A 15,875-nucleotide genomic window follows, 5' to 3' on the forward strand; every position below is an offset into this window, starting at 1 on the left:
CCTGAACTCCCCCTACTTGACGATGCCGAGGCAGATGCGGAACTTGGGCCGGCGACCGAGCAGGTACGCGCCCGCGGACTCGAGGATCGCGTCCTGTGCCGAGAGGTTCTGGCACATGGTCGCGGTGTCGCGCATCCAGCGGTCCATCGGCGAGGACCGGTGGATCGACCACGTCTGCAGCAGGTCGAACAGCCGGTTCACGATCGAGCGGGACGTGCGGAACGCGTGCAGCCACGCGATCGGTGACGCGGCGCGTTCGTTCGGCGTGAGATCGTCGAGCGTGCCGCCGGACGACAGGACCTCCCACTGCCGCGTCATCGCCGAGTACACGCCGTTGCGCGTGGCGTTGAAGTCGGCCTCGCACTCGGCCAGCGTCACCTGCACGCGCCAGATGTCCGCCCAGTCCGTGCCGGTCATCCGGTCGACGCGCTGCAACACCGTTTCCCGCGCGTGGTCCAGGGCAGCACGCGCGACACCGAGCGGAACCCCGCAGAGGCTGCGCATGAACGACTCCGGTTGCGCGAGCGGGTGCGGTTCGCAGCGCGGGTTGTCGAACGTGAGCGTGTGCTCCTCGGGCACGAACACGTCCGTGATCGTGTAGTCGGAGCTGCCGCTGCCGCGCAGACCGGTGGTGTCCCAGTTGTCCAGGATCTCGACCTGGCTCTGCGGCACGAGGAACTGGCGCGACTCGTGCGGGTTGCTGCCGTCCGGGCTCGCGTACGGTTCACCGTTCTCGAAGACGAACGCACCGGACATCACCCAGTCGGCGTGGTGGATGGTGCTGCCGAACGACCACCGGCCGCTCAGCAGGAACCCTCCCGGCACCTTGTCGGCGCGCCCGGCAGGGGCGAGCACGCCGGCGGTGATCATGTCCAGCCGCGGGTAGACCTCGCGGACCACGTCCGGTTCGAGGAAGTTGGCCAGCAGACCGGTGTTCGCGCCGATGATGCCGCACCACGCGGCGGACGCGTCGCCGTACGCGAGCGCCTCGGCGACCTGCGTCTGCTCCATCGACGTGAGCTCGGGGCCGCCCCACTCGCGGCGGAAGCACATGCGGTGCACGCCGGTGGAGCGCAGCATCTCGACGACGTCCGGCGGGAGCTGCCCGGCCTCCTCGATCTCCGCGGACCGTTCGCGCAGCACCGGCGCGAGCGCCCTGGCGCGGGCGATGATCTCGGTCGCCGTGCGGGGCTCGTCGGCCACCGTGGTCATGTTCTCGCTCCTCACTCGTCCACATCCAGAAGCCCCGCGGGCATCGCGAAGGGCGCGCCGGGATCGGCCGGCCCTGCCGGTTCGGTCTCCAGCTCCACCAGGTCGGCGGCGGCCGTCAACCGCTCGTCGCACGTCCGCGGGTCGTCGGCCTCGCACACCACGAAGGAATGCCGCGCCAGGTAGCCGCCGGGCGGCAGCCGCAACGTCGTACCGGGCTCGCACATCGGCGAGGCCGCGACCAGGCCCGGTGCCGCGGTGGGCAGCGTGATCGACTTCAGCACGCAGTCCTGCTCGGGGATGCCGAAGCGGATGCCCGCGACGCGGCGGTGCTTCGGCGTGATGTCGGGGCGCTGCCCGATCGTCACGTCGAACAGCACCTCGCCGGGTTCGACACCGGTGGCGGTGCGGCCGAGGAACGGGATGAGGTCGCCGCCGAGCCTGCCGTTGATCTCGATGATCAGCGGGCCGCGGTCGGTCAGCCGCACCTCGGCGTGCGTGATGCCGTTCTCGATGCCGAGCGCCTCGTGCGCCTGGGCCAGGTGCCGCATCAGGTCCTGGTCGTCGAGCAGCGGGTCGTTGGCGTCGACGACGTGCCCGACCTCCTCGAAGTACGGGTGGTCGCTGGAGTGCTTGCGCGCCAAGAACATCGGCAGGTACTCGCCCTTGTGGACGGCGCCGTCGACGCTGATCTCCTGGCCCGGCGCGTAGCGTTCGACGATCGCGCTCGCCCGGTACGGACCGGGGTCCACCTGGCTCGCGGCCAGCGCGGTGTGGAACGCCTCGTCGAGCTCGGACTCGGTGGTGGTGAAGACGACGCCGATGCTGGCGCCCATCGCGCGCGGCTTGATCACGACCGGGTAGCCGATGCGTTCGGCGGCCGCACGCGCCTGCTCGACGGTCGTCGTGAGCTCGAAACCGGGCTGGTGCAGGCCTGCGGCGGTGAGCACGGCACGGGTGCGTTCCTTGTCGCGGCAGCCGCGCACGCCCGCCGCGGACAGGCCGGGCACGCCGAACTCGGCGGCGAGCAGTCCCGCGTCGAGGACCAGCGGCTCGTCCCAGCACATCAGGCCGACGACGGTGCGGTGTGCGACGACCTCGCGGGCCGCCCTGCCCATCGTCTCGGAGTCGAAGACGTTCGCGACGATGATCTCGTCGAAGTACTGGCGCTGCCAGGTGGGTTTGAGGTTGTTGATCAGGACCAGGTCGATGCCAGCAGCCTTGGCGCGGCGGGCGATCGGCGCGACGAGGTACTCGCGGTAGACCTTGAGTCCGCTGCCGATGACGAGGATCGCGGGGTTGCTCATGCCTTGACTCCCGTTCTGCGGGCCAGCAGGTCGGTGAGGATGTCCTGCGAGCGGTGGGCGATGACGCTGATCAGCGAGTCGGCGATGCCGTGCGTCTCCTCGTTCACGCCCTGCAGGTACATGGCGCCCCACGCGGAGTCGCCGAGGTCGACGCGGTAGCTGCGGTTGACGGTGATCTCGTCGATGCCGGCGCGTCCGGCCAGGTCGCGGACGAGCCACGGCATGCGCGGGTCGTACCCGGTGCCCAGCAGCACCAGGTCGCAGTGCAGCGGCTCGACCTTGCCGCTCATGCGGTCGCGCAGGTCGAGCACGACCTCGTCGTTCTCCACGCGGGCGGCGACGACCTCGGTCATCGGCCGCACCCACGAGCGCTGCGGCCCGAGCGTCTTCTGCTGGTACAGCATCGTGTAGAGCTGGTCGAGGAACTCGGGTGCGAGGCCGGCGTAGTTGGTGAGCCGCATCTCGCCGAGGATCTGCTTGCGGACCTCGGGCGGGCTGTCGTAGAACTCGTCCACGAACGACGGGTAGAACAGCTCGTTGACGAACTTGCTGTGCTGGTAGTTCTGCAGCCCGATCGACCGGACGACCATCGTCACCTGGCTCTCGGGCAGGTTCTGGTGCAGCGCGTAGAACATCTCCGCCGCGCTCTGCGCCCCGCCCACGACCACGGCACGCAACGGCTCGTCCTTCGGTATCCGCGCGATTCTGGTGCGGTACTGGGCGCTGTGCACGATCCGTTCGGCCGGCAGCTCGCCGAACACGTCGGGGATGCGCGGGTCGCGGCCACCGCCGACGACGAGGTCCCGGCAGCTGATCCGGTCACCGTCCACGAGGGACACTTCCCAGCCGGTGATCGTGCCGTCGTCCGACCGCGTCGGCTCGATGCTCTGCGCGCGGGAGTCGTAGCGGATTTGCACGCGTTCCAACGACTTCGCGGCCCACTGCAGGTAGTCCGACAGCTCCCAGCGGAACGGGCTGAACGTGCCGAGGTTGACGAACTCGTCGAGCCGCCCCTGGTCGTGCAGGAAGTTGAGGAACGAGAAGCGGCTGCGCGGGTTGCGCAGGGTCACCAGGTCCTTGAGGAACGAGACCTGGCTGCGCGCCCACGGCATGAGCAGGTTGCGCTGCCACTTGACGTCCGGGCTCTGCTCCAGCAGGAGGGTGTTCTCGGCCAGGTCCGACTCGGACTCCTCGATCGCGACGGCGAGCGCCAGGTTCGCCGGTCCCGCGCCGATCGCCAGTACCCCAACCTCTCGGTCAGTCACAGTGCCCCCTCCGATGGTTTCGCAGCCGAAAATGAAGCTAGACAACGAAGTTCCCCGAGAAGAAGAGGAACCGTTCCCGACCGCCCGGGAATTACCGGACTTCGATGTGGACGGTGCTCGCGGCGTTTTCCGCGCGGCGCAACGCCTCCGCGGACGTGTCACCCGTGGCCATGACGATGCCCGCGCGGTCCCACGAGCTGCGCAGGCCGTCGAACCTCTCCCCCGGCGCGACCGTGACCTGCAGCAGGTGCACGCCGTCGAGCTGCCGTGCCTCGTCCACGCCTTCGACGCTCTCGACGACACCGGGTTCGATCGTCAGGAACCGCACGGCCGCACCGGATTTCGCGCGTGCGGGCAGGTCGCTCGGCGGGTCCTCGCCCTTGAGCACGGCGTAGTAGCAGCGCAGCAGCTCGACCGGGTAGGCGAGCTGGACGACGTCCAGAATGCCGTCCCCGGCCAGCCTTCCCGCGCACTCCACTAGATGTGGGACGCCGCCGGCGACGATCCACTCGCAGTGCACGATGCCGTCGCGGAACCCGGTCGCGTCGATCACCCGCGCTGTTTCGCGTTTCAGCAGGTCGTCCAGCTCGGGCGGGATGTCCGCGGGCACGATGTGCGCGAGCTCGACCGGGCGCGGGCCCGGGACGAGCTGCTTGCCGGTGACGTTGGCCCACAGCGGTTTCCCGTTCCCCACCAGCATCTCGACGCTGAACTCCTCGCCTTCGACGAACTCCTCGGCGAGCATCGAGAGCTCCATCGGCCGGTCGGGCACGAAGATGCCCTCGTCCTGCCGGGTGCAGTGCGCCCAGGCCTGCTCGACGTCGTCCGGGTCGTGGATCACCTGGGTGCCCACGGACGCCTGGCGGTTCGACGGCTTGAGCACGATCGGCCGGTCCCGCATGAACGTCAGCACCTCGGCCGGGCTCGTCACCCGCACGCTGGCCGGGTTGCGGATGCCGGCGGCCGCGGTGACCTGCCGCAGCAGGGCCTTGTCCCGCATGATCTGCGCCGCGCCGAGCGTCGCCCCCGGCAGGCCGTAGCGTTCGGCGAGCCGGGCGGCGAACGGGGTCGCGTACTCGATCGCCGGGACGACCGCCGCCGGGTCGAGGTCGCGGTGGGCGTGGAAGAACTCGTCGGCCCTGCCCGGCGTGAGGTACTCCCACTCGATCAGGCCGCGGACGAACCCGACGCCCTCGATCTGCTCGCGCACGTGCCGCTTGCGCACCACGTCAGGTTCCTCGACGTAGATGAGCGAGTCGTCCGGCTGGAACTCGGCGATCAGGCCGGTCGTGACACCGACGAACCCGACGACGATGACGGGCTTCACGCCGCACCTCCCACGGGCACGGGCTTCTCCGCCTCACGGACGCCGTACACCGCCAGCAGCCCGGCCACCCCGTTGACCAGCGCGATGACGATCCAGAACGCGCCGCCGAGGGAGTTGAACGTGAACACGCCGAACAGCGGGCCGACGGCGGACGCGAGCCCGACGACGGCCTGCATCGTGCCGATGTAGCGGGACTTGTACGCCGCCGGGAACTTCGCCGGGTGCGCGAACATGCTCGGCCCGGCGATCATCAGGCCGCTCACCGCGAACACCGCGCCGAGGATCACGAACGTCCCGGAGTGCACGGCGAGGGCGTAGAGGGCGAAACCCAGCGAGTTCACCAGGTGCCCGGCGAGCACCGCGACGTGCACCGGGATCTTGACGATGTACGTCGTGATCTTCAGCTCGCACGTGATGAGCACGACCGAGGAGATCGTGAGCACCGCGCTGTAGAGGCCGGTCGGGTACTTGTCCGCGACGATCTCCAGCGGCAGCGCCGTGACGGACTGCGCGTACGCGATCGTGCCGAGGAACACCGCGGCGAGGTAGGCGAGGTACTTCCCGTCGCCCAGCATCCTGGAGTACGCGGTGCGGGAGTCCACAGTGGACTTCTCTTCGCGTTCCTCCTTCGCCTCGACCCGCGGCAGCAGCGCGTACGCCAGCAGCGCGTAGATCAGTGCCGTGGCGCCGTCGAGGTAAAAGAGCAGGTCCCAGTCGACGAGGATCAGCCCGGCGGCGATCAGCGGGGCGAGTGCGGCGCCGGTGTTCAGCGCGATGCGCATCATCGAGAACGCCATCACCTGGTGCTCTTCCGGCATCAGATCGCTGAGCAGCACCGCGGCGGCCGGCCGGTACGCCTGCGTCACCAGCCCTGCCAGGCCCACGACCAGGAACAACACCACCGGGGTCTGGGCCACGAACGGGATCGACGAGACCAGCGGCGCGGATGCCAGCATGGCCAGGGTGATCGTCGTGCGCGGCCCGAGCCGGTGCGTGAGCTCGCCGCCGAGCAGCGTGCCGAAGATCGACCCGACGCTGTACGCGGCGAGGCACAGACCAGCGATGCCGATCGCGTCGCCGCGGAAGGTCAGGTACAGCAGGATGAAGGTCTGGACGAACGCGCCGAGCTGGTTGATCAGCACGCCGCCGAGGAGGTAGCGAACGGGGGTGGGGGTCGCCCGCAACGTGGCGAACACCCCGGTCTTCTCTGTCATCAGGCTGCCTCCTCAGGAGTGTTGACCGAACCGGAACCAGACATCACGCCGCCTCCCCGAGCGCGCCGAGAGCGCCCACGATGCGTGCGGCCACCAGCGGCGCCGACGCGAACCCCGAGCCACCGCAGGCCGCGCGGGCCCAGACGGCCGGCGCCACCTCCGTGAGCCGCGCGCCACCCGTGACCGCGTCGGCGGCGTAGTGGCAGTGCTTCACCGCGACCACGGTGTACCGGTCCACATCGGACACCACGGACGCGGCGAGCAGCTGCTCGGCCCAGTCCTGGTACGGCTCGGCGCTGTCGACGGACTCGACCTCGCGGCAGACGGCGTCCGAACTGATCTTCAGCAGCGTGCCGTCGCCGGGTGGCAGCAGCCACGCCCTGCCGTCGTCGCCGAGGCGTCCGGCACCGGGTGCGGTCTCCCACCAGCGCATGAGCGGCTCGGGAGGCCGCAGGTACACCATCGTCTGGCGGAACAGCCGCACCGGGACGTCGACCAGCTCGGCGGTCCAGGGGCCTTCGGCGACCAGCACCAGATCCGCCCGGACCGTACCGCCACCCTCGACGCACACGCGGCCGGTGTCGACGGCGGTCACGCGGCTGTTGGGCCGCAACGAGACCAGCGGGTGCTCGATCAGCCAGCGCACGGCCGCGACCAGCACGCGGGTCGCGAGCAACACCCCGGCGTCGACCTCCAGCACGCCCACCGCGTCGTCGGCGAACGCCAGGTGCGGCAGCTTCTCCGGTTCCAGCGTCTCGACCGGCAGCCCGCACGCCACCGCCTGCCCGGCCATCACCGCGGCCAGGGCGCGCGGCCACGCCGTGACGATGCCGACCCGGCGGTAGAACCTGGTGTCCAGCAACGACTCCAGCTCCAGCCACCGGCGATGCGCGGCGATCCGGCCGAGAGTGGCGTCCACGTCGTCCGGGACGAACGTCCGGATCGCGCGGTGCTGGTCGAACGACGTGGACACCGGACTGGGGATGCTGCCGCGGTCGAGCACCGTCACCCGGTGCCCGGCGAGCGCGCACTCCACCGCCGTCACGAGGCCGGTGACGCCCGCCCCGACGATGACGATCCTGGCCATCACTCGGGAAGTTCCGGCAGAGGTCTCGGCGTGAACCGCGCGGTGTCGAACGTCGCGGGGATCGCGGTGTCCGGCAACGCCGAAGCCGCGAGGTCGGTGAGGATCGGCGCGGCGCAGCGCAGGAACACGTCGACCTCGTGGCAGAAGTCGCCCGCGTTCTCCGCCGTGAGCGGGAAGGAGTCCAGGCGGGCGAGCTGCTCGGTGAGCGTGAACGCCGCCGCCGTGACGCTGAACCGCCGCACGTCGTAGGCGCCGGCGAAGCGTTCGGCCATCAGCCGCGCGGCGACGCGGGAGCGTTCCGAGACCGGCAGCGCGACCGGCGCCAGCGCGTTGACCTTCGCCGCGATCCGGTTCCACGGGGCAACCAGGCGCGACGACGTCACCTCCGCCATCGCGGCGCGGGTGAAGTTCGTACGCTGGAACTCCGGGCTGGTCGAGGCCAGGTAGAACCGGATCAGGTCGCGCGGGACGCCCTGCGCCAGCAGCTCCTGGCCGGTGACGAGGTGGCCGCGGCTGGTGGAGAACTTGTCGTTCTCCAGCTCGTAGAACTCGTTGGTGACGAACTGCTCCGGCAGCACGTACTCCTCAAGGGCGAGCAGCATCGCGACACCGGCGACGGCGAACGCGAAACCCGCGTCGGAGCCGAAGAAGTACACGACCTCCGTGTCGCCGAACCACAGCTGGTCGTCGCTCTCCAGCACCTCACCGCGCCGCTGGGCCGCGAGTGCCGACGCGTGGATGCTCCAGGTGATGGTCTCGGTGTCGGAGTAGAACACCTGACCGGCGACCTCGGGGAACGGCGCGGGGATGCCCCAGGAGATGGGCAGCGTGATCGGGTAGTCCGGCAACGGCCGCGCCAGCATCTCCTCGATCATCCGCGCGAGCCTCGGCCGCAACGTCGGCGCGTGCCGCGCGAAGAACTCCTCCAGTCCCGCCCGGTACTCCTCGACCGGCAGGACGAGCACCTCCGCCGAGCGCAGTTCGACCGGGTCGTCCGGGTCCAATGTGGACCTGGGGTCGACCAGCTCGCCGGAGGCGATCCAGTGACCGCAGCCCTCGCACAACCCGGCACAGCCGTCGCTCAGGCACACCGGGCAACCGCCGCGCACGTACGCGTCGGTGAGGAACTCCCCGGTGCGCGGTGAGTACGGGAACTCCACGGCGCGCAGCCGGAGCTTGCCCGCGCTGTGCAGGCGGTCGAAGAACGTGACGACCGTCTTGACGTACCGCTCGTCGAACCGCACGAACCCGTCCGGCTCGATGCCCATCGCCGCGAGCGACGCCTCGACCTCGCCCGCCGACTTCTCGCGCAGGTCCTCCGGCCGGACGCCGAGACGGCGCGCGGTGGTGACGATGTAGTTCTGCGTCGAGTGGATGCCGGTGCCGAACAGCACGTCGCACCCGGCGGCACGGGCGTACCGCGCGCAGATGTCGGCGGCAAGGAACGGTCCGGCGAGGTGACCGAGGTGCAGGTCGCCGTTCGCCGTCGGGCCGGGAGCGATCACCAGGAGCTTGCTCATCAGGCACTCCTCAGCTCGGCGGCGCCGCGGCGGGCGAGCAGGTCGTTCACGATGTCCTGCGACCGGTGCGCGAGGACGCTGATCAGCGAGTCGGACATGCCGTGCGTCTTCTCGTTGACGCCCTGCAGGTACAGCGCACCCCACGCGGCATCGCCGATGTCCACGCGGTACTGCCGGCTGACCGCGATGCCTTCGAGCCCGAGCCGGTCGGCGAGGTCGCGTGCCATCGCGGGCATCCGCTGGTCGTAGCCGGTGCCGAGCACCACGAGGTCGCAGCGCACGGGCTCGACCTTGCCGGTCTTGCGGTCGTGCAGGTCGAGCACGATCTCGTCGCCGTCCTGCCGCGCGTCGAGCACCTCGGTCATCGACCGGACGCAGGATCGCTGCGGTCCCAGCATCTTCTGCTGGTACAGCATCGTGTAGAGCTCGTCGAGGAACGGCGGCGCGAGGCCCGCGTAGTTCGCGAACCGCATCTCGTCGAGGATCTGCGCGCGCACCTCTTCCGGCGTGTCGTAGAACTCGTCCACGTAGGACGGAAAGAACGCCTCGTTGATGAACTTGCTGGTCTGGTAGTTCTGCAGGCCGATCGACCGCACCACCATCGTGACCCGGCTGTCGGGCAGGTCGGAGTGCAGCGCGTAGAAGATCTCGGCGGCGCTCTGCGCGCCACCCACGACGACGGCGTGCAGTGGCCGATCCTTCGGCACGCCACCGATGCGGTTGAGGTACTGCGAGCTGTGCACGACCTTGTCCGCGGGCAGGCCGGCGAACACCTCGGGCACGTGCGGGTCCCGGCCGCCACCGACGACCAGGTCGCGACACCGGATGACGTCGCCGTTCGCGAGCGTCACGGTCCAGCCGGTGATCACGCCGTTCTCGCGGGCGGGCTCGATCCGCTGGGCGCGCGCGTTGTAGCGGACGGCGACGCGGTCCAAAGAGGACGCGACCCACTGCAGGTAGTCGGACATCTCCCAGCGGTACGGGTGGAACGTGCCGAGGTTGACGAACTCGTCGAGCCGCCCCTGCTCGTGCAGGAAGCTCAGGAACGAGAACCGGCTGCGCGGGTTGCGCAACGTCACGAGGTCCTTGAGGAACGACACCTGGCTGCGCGCCCACGGCATCAGCGTGCCGCGCTGCCACTTGACGTCCTCGTGCTGCTCGAGCACGAGCGTGTCGCTCGCGAGCTCCCGCGCACCGGACTCCTCGATCGCGACCGCGAGGGCGAGATTCGCCGGGCCCGCGCCGATCGCCAGTACGCCCACGTCTTGGACAGTCACACGTCCCCCTCTGTTCGTCCCCGAGTGGCGTTCCAGAGGCTAGGTAGCGGCCCTTCCCAACAGGTAGGGGAACTGTTCCCGATCCGCATGGGCAATGCCGATTCCCTTATGGGACAAAGAAGTACGGAACCGGTTCACCGAGAGTGATCATGGTGGCGCTCACCGGGCGTCACCTGTTGCGCCCCCGCGTTGGGCCGCTTCGCCGAACGGGCGCGCCGAACGCAGTCACGCCGCTACTCCGGTCGTCATCAGCACCAAGGATCACGTTGGGCCGAACGAGTGAAAACCGCGTTTTCGAGATCGCGACTTACCCCGATGAGGCGATATACCCTACGGCCGGTGCCGCTCTTTGGGGGAGATCAGGTGACCGCTGTGGAATGACACGAACAGCTATTTTCGGGGGAGTCGGATGACTCAGGTGGAACACGCGGCCCTGCCAACGCTGCGCCGCGGCCACGACATCGCGGTCCTGCACAGACCTGCGACAGTCACGGTGGTGCTGGCCGACACGCAGCCAGCCATCAGGCACGGAGTGCGTTCGGTGCTCGAACGCGTGGACGGCGTTTCCGTTGTAGGTGAAGCTTCTACTTCTTCCGAGGTGCTCGCCGAGACAATGCGGTGCCAACCCGACGTGCTCGTCATCGACGTCGACACCGTGGGAGCGGGAAACTGCCTATTAGTGGAACAAATAACGCGCGCATGCCCCGAAACGGGCATTCTGGTCTTCAGTGCGCTCGATTGTGACGCGACCGTCCTCGCCGCCATTCGGGCGGGCGCGCGGGGCTATTTGTTGAAGAACGCGGACCCCGACCAGATCGTGCGCGGCATCCAGGCCGTGGCCGCGGGCGAGTTCCTCATCGGCAAGACCATCGCCGCCCGCTTCGGAACGCTCATGCACCCGCCGGCCGACCAACCGCCGTACCCGTTCCCCCAGCTCACCGGCAAGGAACGGGAGGTGCTCGACAGGATCGCGGCCGGCCGGTCGAACGTCGCCATCGCGCGGGAGTTCGCGCTCGCCTCGAAGACCATCAGCAACCGGGTGTCGTCGATCTTCGCCAAGCTCGGCGTCGCCGACCGCGCCCAGGCGATCGTCCTCGCCCGCGACGCCGGCCTGGGGCGGTAGTTCCTGGCACGGAAGGGAAAGCGTCCTCTGTCGGTGGGGAAACCCGCGAACCTACGCTCCGCGTCGTCGCCGAAACGCCGATCGGAGCTGGGATGCCGACAGACCACGTGGACTTCCGCAGAAGCGAGCCGGAGAACCTCGTCCGCGAACACGGGCTCGACCTCAAACTGCTGCACCCGTGGCCCGGCCTGGCCACACCGTTCCGCGGCGCCTGGTGCGTCCTGCGCCCAGGCGACCGCACCGACACGCACCAGCACCGCGAGCAGGAGCTGTTCATCGCGATGGCGGGACGGGCCGAGGTCGTCGTGGGCGAGCACACCCACGAGATCGCGGCGGGTGACCTGATGCTGATGCCGGGCAACGTGGACCACCACGTCCTCAACCGGCACGAGGAAAACTTCTCCTACTACGCGATCTGGTGGGACGGCATCATGGCCGAGGAGTACCTGGCGTGATCGACTACAACGGCCGCAAGTTCCGCAAGCCCGACAGCGACCCGCACACCATCGCCGAGTACCACCAGGAAGGGGACCTGGTCTGGGCCGACTTCGCCGGTGGCACCGTCCGCCGCGGCTCGCTCGCCGGCACGCGCGCGCCGGACGGCACCCTCCACATGGGATACACGATGGTGCTGACGAACGGCGACGTGATCTGCGGGCACACCGTGAACACGCCCGAGTTCACGGCGGAGGGGCGCCTGCGGCTGCGGGAGGAGTGGGAGCGCTACGGCCCGCACGCCGCGGCGGGCACGTCGTACATCGACGAGGTCGGCTGACGTCTCAGCCGCACGAGCCGCGGGCGACGAGCGTCGGCTGGAAGACGACCCGCTCTGGCACCGCAGGTTCCTCCACGACGAGTTCCGCCGCCCTGCGCCCCATCTCGTACGACGGCTGCGCGACCACGCTGATCCCGAGCGCGCCAGCCCACGGAAACTCGTCCATCGTCAGGAACCCGATGTCGTCGGGCATCTTCAGCCCCCGAGCCGTCAGTGCCGTGTGGACGGACACGGTCAACCGGCCGGTCGTGCACACCACGGCGTCGACGCAGTGCAGCAACGACCCGACCGCGCCATCCACCTCGTCCTCGTTCTCCACCAGGACTTCCTCGGGCTGCGGCAGGCCGCTCTCGGCGAGCCCCTGCCGCAGCCCTTGCACGCGATTGACCTGTGTCGGCCGGTGGCTGCCGCTCACGACTCCCACCCGCGAGCGGCCGCACTCGGCCAGGTGCAGGGCCATCAGCAGGCCGGCCGCCACGTCGTCGAGGCTGACCGAGTGCAGGCCCGGGGCCGTGCGCGCGACGAGCACGCACGGTGTGCCGTTGGCGGCCATCCGGCGGGCCTGGGGGTCGGCGGTCTCGTCGGCGGTGGTGATCAGGCCGCGCACCCGGTGCTGGTCCATCGCGCGCACCTGGGCGGCCTCCCGGTCGGTGCGGCGGTCGGTGTTGGCCAGCATGACCGGGCTGTCGTTCGCCGCGGCCACCTCGTCGACGCCCCGGATCAGGTCCAGGTAGAACGGGCTGCTCAGGTCTCGGATGATCACGCCGATGGTGCTCGACCGGCCGGCGAAGATGCTCTTCGTCAGCGCGTTCGGGCTGTAGCCGAGGCTCTCGGCGGACGCCCACACCTTCGCGGCGGTCGACTCGGCGACCAGACCGCCGTTCAGCACGCGCGAGACCGTCGCCGTGGACACCCCCGCGTGGGCGGCGACGTCACCGATCGTCACTCGCTTCATCCGCGACCAGCCTGCCTTCCCGCACTGCGATCCTGCCACTGATCATGACGGTTCGGACGTCGTCCAGCGCCACCGGGTCGGTCACCACCAGGTCGGCGACCGCGCCCGGCACGATCCGGCCGCGCCGGGGTGCGAGGCCTGGGAACGTGTCGGCGACGGCGGACGTGGCCATCGCGATCGCGGCGGGCAGGCTCACCACGCCCGCCTTGGTCGCCCGGTCGATCGCCAGCAGGATCGGGTCGTGGTGGCCGGCCGCGTAGTCGGTCGAGATCGTGTCCACCAGTCCTGCCTCGAACATGGCGAAGAGCAGGTCCGGGGTCAGGTCCGGCCTCCCGCCCCTGAACGTGTCCAAAATGGACACGTCGATCACCACTCCCCGCTCCTTCAGCCACGCCGCGTGGTCCAGGGCCTCCCGCGTCGTGAAGCTGGGGTGGTTGGAGTGGCCGGCGATCAGCCGCACGTCCGTCCTCGCGATCGCGGCAACCTGCGTCATCGACGCGGCCGCGTTGTGCACGAGCACCGGCACGTCCAGCTTCCCTGCCTCCTCCGCCGCCTCGGCCAAGCCGCGCAGCGCGACGTCGAACGCGGGCAGCACCACGCCCGACACGATCTCGCGGACGTCGGAGACGGAGAGCAGTCCGGCCAGGCCCGCGTTCTCCAGCGCCTCCTCCACCGCGTCGCGGTCGAACGCCGACGCGCTGATGTGCCTGCCCAGCACCGCGATCTTCAACTCGTTGGCCTGCGACCTCGTCACCCGCACGCCCGTGCGCCGCGCGATCTCCTCGGGGAGGTACAGGTAGCTCGCCCCTCCGCCGCCCAGGGTGTGGCCCGAGCCGATCTCCCCCAGCGCCACCGCTCCTTCGGCGACGGCCTGACGCGCGGTGAACGCCCTGTCGGCCTCCGTGAGCCCGCCCCCATCGGTGATCATCGCCGCATCGAGGCACGCGGGTGTGTTGCAGGAGGCCGCCTTCACGTTGACCGGATGTGCCTCGTCGGTCCTGGCAACGGCTTCCGCGGTGATGAACCCGTCGACGCAGAGCACCGTCGTCGTGCCCTCGAGCAGGTGCCGGTCGAGGTTCGCGTTCACCTGCCTGTGCGGCAACGGTTCGTGGCCGCTGGGGAACAACGGGCCGTACGCGGTGCCGTGCGTGTGGTTGTTGATCAGACCTGGAATCACCAACATTCCCTGTGCGTCAACGACTTCGGCCGACGGGTACGCGCCGTTTCCCGGTTCGACGATCTCGCGGATCGTCGAACCCTCGACGACGACGTCGACACCGCGCCGAGGTTCGGTGCCCCGGCCGTCGACCAGGTCGCAGCCGCGCACGACGGTCGTCATCGCTCGAACCGCTCGAAGCGGAACGCCGCCAGCGCGTCGTCCCTGTTCTCGCCGAGCACCTCGTCGGCGACGAGCTCGCCCGCGTGCAGGCACAGCGTCACCCCGCTGTGCGACACGGCGAAGAAGTAGTTGCGCAGATCGGCCACCCGCCCCAGGACCGGCAGCCCGTCGCCGGGGATGGGCCGCTCCCCCGTGCGCACGCTCTCGACGGTCGCCGCCCGGATCCCGGGGTAGAGCGACGCGGCGGCTCGCACCAGCTCGTCCACCGCCTCCTGCCCGCCCCGGTCGACCTCGCTGGAGTGCAACAGGATCCGGCCGTCCCCCTCCGGTCTCAAGTGGACGTCCGGCGCGTGCACCACCCGCGACAGCGGCACCGCGACAGGTGAGGTGTAGACGAGCACGCACGGCAGGTTGCGCATCGGCAGCGCGAGCCCCGCCATCGCGGCCACCTCGGCCGCCTGCGGTCCAGCGCAGTTCACGACGGCGTCCGCGGCGAGCACCCGCCCGGCCTCCAGCCGCACGGCCCGCACCGCGTCACCGCTGACGTCCAGGCCCACCACGGCGTCGCCGGCGACCACGTCGACGTCCCTCGACAGCAGATGGGCGATCAACCGCGTCGGCTCGACCCAGCCCTCGTCGGGGTAGTACGCGATGCCGTCGGCCGGGAGCCGGTCCGGATCGATGCCGGGCTCCAGCTCCAGCGCTTCGGCGCGGCTGAGCAGCTTGGCCCCGTACCCGAGTGCGACGAGCCCGTCGACCTTCGCGCCCAGCCCCGCCGCGTCGGTGGTCCACTCGACGCCGCCGCCACCGTGGTACCAGTCGCCGGGCGGGAACGCGGCCGCCAACCGTTGGTGCGCCGCCATTCCCGCGACGTTGAGCTCGTGGTAGACGAGCGGCCGCTTGTCGCGCGAGTTGACCCACGAGAACGACGCGCCGGACGTTCCCGACCCCGGCGCACCGGCGTCGACGACCGTCACCGCCGCGCCTCGCCGCACCAGCGACGCGGCCACAGCCGCCCCGTAGACCCCGGCACCCACCACGATGATCCGCATCCCGCACCTCCGCGGTCCGTGTGATGTAACTAGTTTCATGCAACTAGTTGCACCGTAGCCCCGCGCGTCGGCGTCAGTCAATTGCCACGTTCCGCACGAGCCCTCTGACAACGTTCCCAGAAGGCCTCTGTCAAATCACCCGGTTGGCCCCAAACATCGTAATTCTGCGAAACGGCACGGCATTGGCCTGGACCACCTGCACGCCAACTCCGCAGGCCACGGGCGTATCTCTCACAACGGAAACTCGAAGTACCGGAAATCGTTGCTCCATTCGACAACCCCGCCCGCGACCGGAAGGGGTTGCGCACACCGCTACGCTTGGAATCTCATTTGGGCCTGGATTCACAGCCATTCCGTCCAGGTGCATGAGAAAGTACATGGAGTTTTCGGGGACCTCCGCATTTCGGTACATCAAGAATGCGCAG

The 15,875-nt window shown here is 69.8% G+C and carries 14 protein-coding genes; 3 read left to right on the forward strand and 11 right to left on the reverse strand.

Features of this window, described 5'->3' with window-relative positions; all coding sequences use genetic code 11:
- Positions 1-12: 12 nt before the first annotated feature.
- The 8 genes from IEZ09_RS02525 to IEZ09_RS02560 form a co-directional block, all read right to left on the reverse strand.
- On the reverse strand, positions 13-1,212 hold the full coding sequence (locus IEZ09_RS02525) for an acyl-CoA dehydrogenase family protein (RefSeq protein ID WP_189251844.1): 1,200 nt from the start codon (positions 1,210-1,212) through the stop codon (positions 13-15).
- An 11-nt stretch (positions 1,213-1,223) separates the two neighbouring features.
- Positions 1,224-2,516 carry an ATP-grasp domain-containing protein gene (locus IEZ09_RS02530; RefSeq protein ID WP_189251845.1) on the reverse strand — a complete coding sequence of 431 codons (1,293 nt, stop codon included), beginning with the start codon at positions 2,514-2,516 and terminating at the stop codon, positions 1,224-1,226.
- Positions 2,513-3,781 carry a lysine N(6)-hydroxylase/L-ornithine N(5)-oxygenase family protein gene (locus IEZ09_RS02535; protein WP_189251846.1) on the reverse strand — a complete coding sequence of 423 codons (1,269 nt, stop codon included), beginning with the start codon at positions 3,779-3,781 and terminating at the stop codon, positions 2,513-2,515. The genes IEZ09_RS02530 and IEZ09_RS02535 overlap by 4 nt, the downstream gene beginning before the upstream one ends.
- Positions 3,782-3,872: 91 nt before the next feature.
- Positions 3,873-5,108 (reverse strand): ATP-grasp domain-containing protein, encoded by a 1,236-nt coding sequence (locus tag IEZ09_RS02540; protein ID WP_189251847.1) that lies wholly within the window; start codon positions 5,106-5,108, stop codon positions 3,873-3,875.
- Positions 5,105-6,322 (reverse strand): MFS transporter, encoded by a 1,218-nt coding sequence (locus IEZ09_RS02545; RefSeq protein WP_189251848.1) that lies wholly within the window; start codon positions 6,320-6,322, stop codon positions 5,105-5,107. Before IEZ09_RS02545 ends, IEZ09_RS02540 begins: the two co-directional genes overlap by 4 nt.
- 43 nt (positions 6,323-6,365) lie before the next feature.
- A complete protein-coding gene (locus tag IEZ09_RS02550) occupies positions 6,366-7,409 on the reverse strand; it encodes an NAD(P)/FAD-dependent oxidoreductase (RefSeq protein WP_189251849.1) in 1,044 nt (347 codons plus the stop codon).
- Positions 7,409-8,929, reverse strand: coding sequence for a class I tRNA ligase family protein (locus IEZ09_RS02555; RefSeq protein WP_189251850.1), 1,521 nt, complete (start codon positions 8,927-8,929; stop codon positions 7,409-7,411). Before IEZ09_RS02555 ends, IEZ09_RS02550 begins: the two co-directional genes overlap by 1 nt.
- Positions 8,929-10,206: a lysine N(6)-hydroxylase/L-ornithine N(5)-oxygenase family protein gene (locus IEZ09_RS02560; protein WP_189251851.1), complete on the reverse strand. Its 1,278-nt coding sequence runs from the start codon at positions 10,204-10,206 to the stop codon at positions 8,929-8,931. The genes IEZ09_RS02555 and IEZ09_RS02560 overlap by 1 nt, the downstream gene beginning before the upstream one ends.
- 409 nt (positions 10,207-10,615) lie before the next feature.
- On the opposite strand from IEZ09_RS02560, the gene IEZ09_RS02565 reads away from it, so the two are divergent.
- The 3 genes from IEZ09_RS02565 to IEZ09_RS02575 all read left to right on the forward strand — a co-directional run bounded on the left by IEZ09_RS02565 (position 10,616) and on the right by IEZ09_RS02575 (position 12,104).
- Positions 10,616-11,329, forward strand: coding sequence for a response regulator (locus IEZ09_RS02565; RefSeq protein ID WP_189251852.1), 714 nt, complete (start codon positions 10,616-10,618; stop codon positions 11,327-11,329).
- A 92-nt stretch (positions 11,330-11,421) separates the two neighbouring features.
- Positions 11,422-11,784 carry a cupin domain-containing protein gene (locus tag IEZ09_RS02570; protein WP_189251853.1) on the forward strand — a complete coding sequence of 121 codons (363 nt, stop codon included), beginning with the start codon at positions 11,422-11,424 and terminating at the stop codon, positions 11,782-11,784.
- Entirely contained in the window at positions 11,781-12,104 is a 324-nt protein-coding gene (locus IEZ09_RS02575) for an avidin-fold protein (protein WP_189251854.1), read from the forward strand. Before IEZ09_RS02570 ends, IEZ09_RS02575 begins: the two co-directional genes overlap by 4 nt.
- Before the next feature lie 4 nt (positions 12,105-12,108).
- Here the strand turns inward: IEZ09_RS02575 and IEZ09_RS02580 are convergent, their stop codons facing one another.
- From IEZ09_RS02580 to IEZ09_RS02590, 3 genes are read right to left on the reverse strand one after another with little or no spacing between them, the layout of a single operon-like run.
- On the reverse strand, positions 12,109-13,059 hold the full coding sequence (locus IEZ09_RS02580) for a LacI family DNA-binding transcriptional regulator (RefSeq protein ID WP_189251855.1): 951 nt from the start codon (positions 13,057-13,059) through the stop codon (positions 12,109-12,111).
- Complete coding sequence (locus IEZ09_RS02585) at positions 13,037-14,398, reverse strand: amidohydrolase family protein (protein ID WP_189251856.1); 1,362 nt, start codon at positions 14,396-14,398, stop codon at positions 13,037-13,039. Before IEZ09_RS02585 ends, IEZ09_RS02580 begins: the two co-directional genes overlap by 23 nt.
- Complete coding sequence (locus tag IEZ09_RS02590) at positions 14,395-15,450, reverse strand: NAD(P)/FAD-dependent oxidoreductase (RefSeq protein ID WP_189251857.1); 1,056 nt, start codon at positions 15,448-15,450, stop codon at positions 14,395-14,397. The genes IEZ09_RS02585 and IEZ09_RS02590 overlap by 4 nt, the downstream gene beginning before the upstream one ends.
- Positions 15,451-15,875: the final 425 nt, after the last annotated feature.

Origin of the sequence: Lentzea flava (genome assembly GCF_014648475.1) — a bacterium.
Taxonomy (GTDB): domain Bacteria; phylum Actinomycetota; class Actinomycetes; order Mycobacteriales; family Pseudonocardiaceae; genus Lentzea; species Lentzea flava.

Excerpts from the sequence above, each read along its gene's own strand:
- IEZ09_RS02525 (WP_189251844.1), bottom strand. The coding sequence starts at position 1,212 with ATGACCACGGTGGCCGACGAGCCCCGCACGGCGACCGAGATCATCGCC.
- IEZ09_RS02530 (WP_189251845.1), bottom strand. The coding sequence starts at position 2,516 with ATGAGCAACCCCGCGATCCTCGTCATCGGCAGCGGACTCAAGGTCTAC.
- IEZ09_RS02545 (WP_189251848.1), bottom strand. The coding sequence starts at position 6,322 with ATGACAGAGAAGACCGGGGTGTTCGCCACGTTGCGGGCGACCCCCACC.
- IEZ09_RS02550 (WP_189251849.1), bottom strand. The coding sequence starts at position 7,409 with ATGGCCAGGATCGTCATCGTCGGGGCGGGCGTCACCGGCCTCGTGACG.
- IEZ09_RS02555 (WP_189251850.1), bottom strand. The coding sequence starts at position 8,929 with ATGAGCAAGCTCCTGGTGATCGCTCCCGGCCCGACGGCGAACGGCGAC.
- IEZ09_RS02565 (WP_189251852.1), top strand. The coding sequence starts at position 10,616 with ATGACTCAGGTGGAACACGCGGCCCTGCCAACGCTGCGCCGCGGCCAC.
- IEZ09_RS02570 (WP_189251853.1), top strand. The coding sequence starts at position 11,422 with ATGCCGACAGACCACGTGGACTTCCGCAGAAGCGAGCCGGAGAACCTC.
- IEZ09_RS02580 (WP_189251855.1), bottom strand. The coding sequence starts at position 13,059 with ATGAAGCGAGTGACGATCGGTGACGTCGCCGCCCACGCGGGGGTGTCC.
- IEZ09_RS02585 (WP_189251856.1), bottom strand. The coding sequence starts at position 14,398 with ATGACGACCGTCGTGCGCGGCTGCGACCTGGTCGACGGCCGGGGCACC.
- IEZ09_RS02590 (WP_189251857.1), bottom strand. The coding sequence starts at position 15,450 with ATGCGGATCATCGTGGTGGGTGCCGGGGTCTACGGGGCGGCTGTGGCC.